Below are 5,888 nucleotides of genomic sequence, written 5' to 3' on the forward strand. Positions count from 1 at the left end.
CCATGGCACGATGCCACAACATGGCGGATCATCTTGTCGCATGCCGCGCCGGCGTGCGCCACAGCGATGCGTGGGCAGTGTTGGCGCGAATTGCATCGCTCGTCGTTGCCGCACTGCTGGCCTCTGCGACAGAGGTCGCGGCATGGGACGGCTCGCCCGCGCGGACCAACGTCGCGGTGCCGAGCGTCGAGGAACTGGCGATGCCGCCGCAGAAGCCAGCGGATGCGCGCGAGAGCGACACGCGGGAATCGATCTGCCTGATCGTCGAGGCGGCCGCGCGGGATGCCAATCTGCCGCTTGAATTCTTTGCCCGCGTGATCTGGCAGGAGAGCCGTTTCCAGGCCGACGCGGTGGGGCCTATGACGCGCAGCGGCGAGCATGCGCAGGGGATCGCGCAGTTCATGCCGGGCACCGCGAGCGAGCGCGGGCTGCTCGATCCATTCAACCCGGTTCAGGCCTTGCCGAAGTCCGCCGAATTCCTCAACGAGTTGCGCAACCAGTTCGGCAATCTCGGACTTGCGGCAGCCGCCTACAATGCCGGACCGCGCCGCGTACAGGAATGGCTCGCCGGCACCGGCCCGATGCCGGAGCAGACCCGCAATTACGTCTATGCCATCACCGGTGCGACGGTGGAGGCTTGGGCGAAGGCCGGCAGCACCGGCAAGGGCCCGCCGAGCGCGCCGCCGACGAGCTGCCGCGATCTCATGGCCCTGTTGAAGCGCGCGCCGAATCCGTTCGTCGCCGAGCTCGAGCAGCATGTAGAGCTGGCCGCCGCGAAGATCTGGGGCGTGCAGCTCGCCGCCGGCTTCGACCGCAACAGGGCATTGGCGATGTATTCCCGCGCCGTCACCAGGCTGAGCGCCGTGATCGGAGAGCGCGATCCGAGCCTGCTGAGTTCGGTGATGCGCAGCCGCGGCACGCGCGCGTTCTACCAGGTGCGCATCGGCGCGGATACGCGCAGCGAGGCGGATGATCTCTGCAACCGCATCCGCAAGGCCGGCGGCGCCTGCTTCGTGCTGAAGAATAGGGGTGTGAGCGGGTAGGACCCCACTCGTCATTCCGGGCTCGCGACTTCGTCGCGTCCCGGAATGACGACTGTTGGGTGTAGCGCGCATGCCAGCCCCGCCGCGCCCTTCCTTGACGCGGCCGCGCGCGTTGCCCGTTATGCGGTCACGATTCTTCATTCAGGCCGACCGTCCCGTGGCGCTTCCTCCGCTCGATTCACCTCAATGGCAAAGTCCCTGGCGCGCCTGTGCGTGGGGGCTGCGCTCGATCACGCAGACGATCCTCACCATCGTGTTGTTCGTGACCTATCTCGGCATCGGCGCGCTCGCCCACGACAGCCATTTCAGCCTGCTCTGGGCGCTCTGCTCGACGCTGTTCGTCTGGGCGGGCCCCGCGCAGATCATCCTGATCACGACGCTCGGCTCCGGCGCGACCGTGATCCAGTCGGCGATCGCGGTGACGGTCAGTGCGATCCGCCTGTTTCCGATGGTGGTCTCGGTGCTGCCGCTGATGCGCACGCCGACGACGAAACGGCGCGAACTGGTCTTCGCCGCGCATCTCACCGCCGTGACGCTCTGGGTCGAATGCCACCGCTTCCTGCCGCAGGTGCCGCGCGAGCGGCGCATCGCCTTCGTCCATGGGCTCGGCTGCGGCCTCGTCTCGGTATGCCTCACCGCCAACACGGTCGGCTATTTCCTCGCCGCCAACCTGACGCAGACGCTTGGAGCGGCGATCCTGCTCTTGACGCCGCTGTCCTTCCTGTTCTCGACCGCGCGCAACAGCCGCGAGGTCGCCGACGTGGTCGCGCTTTCGCTCGGGATTCTGCTCTATCCGCTGGCGGCGAAGATGAACTCCGGCCTCGACATCCTCGTCAGCGGCGTAGTGGCCGGCACGATCGCCTACGGCGTGCATTGGTGGCGGGAGGTGCGCGCATGAGTTTCGCACAGCTCATCGGCGACTGGCATGCGCTCGCAGTCTTGTTCGTCGCCGGCGTCGTTCCCAACCAGATCTGGCGCATGCTGGGCCTGTGGTTCGGCGGCGGCATCGACGAGGGTTCCGAGCTGCTGGTCTGGGTGAGGGCGGTTGCCACCGCCATCCTGGCCGGCGTCATCGCCCAGATCGTGGTCGAGCCGCCGGGCGCGTTGGCGAGCGTGCCGGATGTCCTGCGCTATGGCGCGGTCGGCGCCGGCCTGGTCGTTTTCCTGCTGACGCGCCGCTCGATTTTTGCTGGCGTGGTCGCCGGCGAAGTCTTCATGCTGGCCGGCAAGTGGTGGTTGGGCTAAAACCGCCGGCGAACAGCAAGGAACAGGAAATATGGTTCGCGAAAACGAGCTCCGCGAGGGCGAGGTCGCCATCGAGCTGCCGTCCGTGGAGGATGCCGGTCTCGTCTTCATTGGCCGCATCCGCACGCCCTGGACGTCGCGGCTGGAGACGCCACGGCAGGGAAGGCACGACGGCCCGATCTGCCGCCTCGAGATCTTCGAGCCGTTCGTGCCGGCCATCAAGGGCGTCGATTTCTACAGCAATCTCGAGGTGCTCTACTGGCTCGACAAGTCGCGCCGCGACATCATCCTGCAAAGCCCGAAGAACAACGAGAAGACCCGCGGCACGTTCTCGCTGCGCTCGCCGGTCAGGCCCAACCCGATCGGCACCTCGATCGTCAAGCTCGTCGGTATCGAGGGAAATGCCATTCTGGTGCGCGGGCTCGATTGCCTCGACAACACGCCGCTGATCGACATCAAGCCCGACCGCTGCGAATTCACGCCACTGGCCGCGCCGCAAGCCGGGGATTTCCAGACGGAGTAAGGGGACGCTCCGCTCCAACCCCGTCATTGCGAGGAGCTCTTGCGACGAAGCAATCCAGATTGCCTCTGCAAGAGCAGTCTGGATTGCTTCGCTTCGCTCGCAATGACGATGTGGAGGCGGTCAGCCCGCCTTCAGCGCCGCGATCAGCCTGGTCGCATTCTCTTCCAGCACCTTGACGTCTTCCTTGCGGCTCGCGGGCGGCAGCATTTGCACGCCGTCGTGGCGCGGCAAGACGTGCATGTGCAGGTGAAATACCACCTGTCCTCCGGCCGGCTCGTTGAACTGCTGCACGGTGATGCCGTCGGCCTTGAACGCCTTCATCGCGGCTGCGGCGATCTTGTGCGCGCCGCGGGCGACATGGGCGTAGTCGTCGGGCTTGATGTCGAGGATGTTGCGAGCAGGGGCCTTCGGGATCACCAGCGTATGGCCCGGCACGCGCGGCATGATGTCGAGGAAGGCGAAGACGTGCTCGTCCTCATAGACCTTGTGGCAGGGAAACTCGCCGCGCAGGATTTTTGCGAAGATGTTGTTGGGGTCGTAGGCGGTCATGGCAGCTCCTCGGCGGCTCCTCGGAATTTTGCGCTTACTGTCACCAGCCGCATCGAACCGTCAAGGCGCCTCGTCGGCGCCTTTCCGGAACGGGCCGAGCTCGGCGAGCTCCCGTCCGGCCTCGGCGACATAGGCGCGCTCGCGCTTGAGATAGTCGTCGATGGCGCGGCGCAGGCCCGGATCGGCGATGAAGTGGGCGGAATAGGTCGTCTTCGGCAGGTAGCCGCGCGCGATCTTGTGCTCGCCTTGCGCGCCGGCCTCGACGTGTGTGAGGCCGCGCGTGATCGCGAAATCGATCGCCTGGTAGTAGCAGACCTCGAAATGCAGGAACGGATGATGCTCGACCGCGCCCCAGTTGCGGCCGAACAGCGTGTCCGAGCCGATGAAGTTGATCGCGCCCGCAATCCAGCGATCGTTGCGGCGGGCCATCACCAGCAGCACATCCTCGCTCATGRTCTCGCCGATCAGCGAGAAGAACGCGCGCGTCAGATACGGGCGGCCCCATTTGCGCGAGCCGGTCTCCATGTAGAATTCGAAGAAGGCGTCCCAGGCTTCCTCGGTGATGTCTTTTCCGGTGAGCCAGTGGATGGTGACGCCGGACGCGAGCGCGTCGCGGCGTTCGCGCTTGATCGATTTGCGGTGGCGCGAGTTCAGGGTGGCGAGGAAATCGTCGAAGCTCGYAAACCCATCGTTGTGCCAGTGGAACTGCTGGTCGGTGCGCTGGAGGAAGCCGTGGCCGGCGAGCAGCTTCCACTCCGCCTCCCGCGCGAAGGTCACGTGCACCGAGGAGGCCTTGCTGACGCCGCACAGCGCCACCAGCCCGCTCGCCAGCGCCTCCGTGATGCGTTCGCGGTCGACACCGTCGCGGACCAGCAGCCGTGGACCCGTGGCCGGCGTGAAGGGAACCGAGACCTGAAGCTTCGGATAATAGCGCCCGCCGGCGCGCTCATAGGCGTCGGCCCAGCCGCGGTCGAAGACGTATTCGCCTTGCGAATGGGATTTCAGATAGCAGGGCACGACGCCGGCGACGCGGCCGTCGATCTTGGCGACGAGATGCCGGGGTCCCCATCCGGTGCGGATGGTCGCCGAACCCGATTTCTCGACGGCGGCGAGAAACGCGTGCGAGACGAACGGGTTATAGGCAGGCTTTAAGAAACCGGCCGAATCGCCTGGGAGCCCGGATGAGGATCCCTTGCCATGCCCGTTGCAGGCCTTGCCGGGATTGGCGCAGGCGTCCCAATCTTCCGGCGACACTTCGCCAATGGACGGTACGGCCTCGAGCGTGATTTCGGATGATGCCATCGCGTCCAAGATCGTGCATTGCAGCAGCGACTTCAAGAGGGCGGGAACTCACATGTCGTCGCGACCGGGATGCTAGCGAGTGCGCGAATATCCCTCAACAATCACCGTCATTGCGAGCGAAGCGAAGCGATCCAGAGCGTCTCCGCGGAGGGACTCTGGATTGCTTCGTCGCATCAGCGCAAAATTGCTTCGCAATTTTGTCGCGAGCTCCTCGCAATGACGGTGGAGGGAGCGTGCCAGCCCTACGGCACGAACCCCTCAAAGATCATCTGGTCCGCATACTGCCCGACCCGGGTCCGCTGCTCGGGCGTGCGGACGGTCCAGCCGAGCAGGGCGCAGCCGAACACATTGCGGGCGATCCAGGGGGCGGGTGCCGGGAGGTGGTCGACCTTGAAGGCGACGAAATGCGGCTGGGTCTGGAAGCCGTGGCGCAGGTACAGCATGCCGTCGCGCTGCGCCTCGGTGAGCTTGGCCCAATACTCGTCCTCATAGCTGCGCTGCGCGACGATGCCGCGCGGGCGGGAGGGCAATAGCTCGCGCAAGGCCAGGACCTGGTCGGGATCGAAGGACATGCCGACCGCGGGGCCCTGATAGGACGCCAGCACCTCGGCCATCCGCTTCACCAGCTTGCGGTCGCCGCCAAAATGGCTCTTCACCTCGATCACGAGCGGTACGCGGCCGGCGACCATGGCGCAGAGGTCGGACAGCGACATCATCCGCTCGTCCGTGTCCTTGAACTTGATGGCCTTCAGCTCCGCGGCGGTCTTCTCGACCACCTCGCCGGTGGCCTCGGTGAGGCGGCCGAGCGCATGGTCGTGATGGACCATGGCTTCGCCGTCGGCGGAGAGCTGGATGTCGACCTCGATCGAGAAATTGCCCGCGATCGCGGCCTGGACCGCGCCCGGCATGTTCTCGACGATGCCGCGGGAAATGTCGTGCAGGCCGCGGTGGGCGACCGGCCGGGCTGTCAGCCAATCAGGGGCACGCACGATGCTGGCCTCAGGCGACCTCGAACACGCCCTCGACCTCCACCGCCGCATCCGCCGGCAGCGAGGCGACGCCGACGGTGGTGCGGGCGTGGCGGCCCTTGTCACCGAAGGCGGCGACCATCAGGTCGGAGGCGCCGTTGAGCACCTTCGGCCCGTCGAGGAAGTCCGGCGCCGAGTTGATGAAGCCGCCGAGGCGTACCACGCGCGCGACCTTGTCGAGATCGCCCAGGGCCGCCT

Annotated in this window: 8 protein-coding genes; 4 read left to right on the forward strand and 4 right to left on the reverse strand. The window is 66.3% G+C overall.

Going from position 1 to position 5,888, the window contains the following annotated elements:
* Nucleotides 1-2 precede the first annotated feature (2 nt).
* From AC1D00_RS23340 to tsaA, 4 genes are all read left to right on the forward strand, one after another.
* Nucleotides 3-1,043, forward strand: a complete 1,041-nt coding sequence (locus tag AC1D00_RS23340) for a transglycosylase SLT domain-containing protein (protein ID WP_477012277.1) — start codon at nucleotides 3-5, stop codon at nucleotides 1,041-1,043.
* Nucleotides 1,044-1,200: 157 nt separating this feature from the next.
* Nucleotides 1,201-1,941 carry an AzlC family ABC transporter permease gene (locus tag AC1D00_RS23345; protein WP_477012278.1) on the forward strand — a complete coding sequence of 247 codons (741 nt, stop codon included), beginning with the start codon at nucleotides 1,201-1,203 and terminating at the stop codon, nucleotides 1,939-1,941.
* A complete protein-coding gene (locus AC1D00_RS23350; RefSeq protein ID WP_027548116.1) occupies nucleotides 1,938-2,288 on the forward strand; it encodes an AzlD domain-containing protein in 351 nt (116 codons plus the stop codon). The genes AC1D00_RS23345 and AC1D00_RS23350 overlap by 4 nt, the downstream gene beginning before the upstream one ends.
* Nucleotides 2,289-2,319: 31 nt before the next feature.
* Complete coding sequence (tsaA, locus tag AC1D00_RS23355) at nucleotides 2,320-2,811, forward strand: tRNA (N6-threonylcarbamoyladenosine(37)-N6)-methyltransferase TrmO (protein ID WP_135177268.1); 492 nt, start codon at nucleotides 2,320-2,322, stop codon at nucleotides 2,809-2,811.
* A gap of 120 nt (nucleotides 2,812-2,931) precedes the next feature.
* Here the strand turns inward: tsaA and AC1D00_RS23360 are convergent, their stop codons facing one another.
* From AC1D00_RS23360 to AC1D00_RS23375, 4 genes are all read right to left on the reverse strand, one after another.
* Nucleotides 2,932-3,360 carry an HIT domain-containing protein gene (locus AC1D00_RS23360; RefSeq protein WP_477012279.1) on the reverse strand — a complete coding sequence of 143 codons (429 nt, stop codon included), beginning with the start codon at nucleotides 3,358-3,360 and terminating at the stop codon, nucleotides 2,932-2,934.
* 60 nt (nucleotides 3,361-3,420) lie between these two features.
* Nucleotides 3,421-4,662 carry a GNAT family N-acetyltransferase gene (locus AC1D00_RS23365; RefSeq protein WP_477012280.1) on the reverse strand — a complete coding sequence of 414 codons (1,242 nt, stop codon included), beginning with the start codon at nucleotides 4,660-4,662 and terminating at the stop codon, nucleotides 3,421-3,423.
* A 242-nt stretch (nucleotides 4,663-4,904) separates the two neighbouring features.
* Nucleotides 4,905-5,651, reverse strand: coding sequence for a glycerophosphodiester phosphodiesterase (locus AC1D00_RS23370; protein WP_477012281.1), 747 nt, complete (start codon nucleotides 5,649-5,651; stop codon nucleotides 4,905-4,907).
* A gap of 10 nt (nucleotides 5,652-5,661) precedes the next feature.
* Nucleotides 5,662-5,888 (reverse strand): RidA family protein (locus AC1D00_RS23375; RefSeq protein ID WP_477012282.1); only part of this gene is annotated, 227 nt, incomplete at its 5' end.

Source organism: Bradyrhizobium sp. P2_E8 (assembly GCF_056403875.1).

Bases quoted from the DNA above. Each gene is read 5' to 3' on its own strand.
- AC1D00_RS23340 (WP_477012277.1), top strand. From the start codon at position 3: ATGGCACGATGCCACAACATGGCGGATCATCTTGTCGCATGCCGCGCC.
- AC1D00_RS23350 (WP_027548116.1), top strand. From the start codon at position 1,938: ATGAGTTTCGCACAGCTCATCGGCGACTGGCATGCGCTCGCAGTCTTG.
- tsaA (WP_135177268.1), top strand. From the start codon at position 2,320: ATGGTTCGCGAAAACGAGCTCCGCGAGGGCGAGGTCGCCATCGAGCTG.
- AC1D00_RS23360 (WP_477012279.1), bottom strand. From the start codon at position 3,360: ATGACCGCCTACGACCCCAACAACATCTTCGCAAAAATCCTGCGCGGC.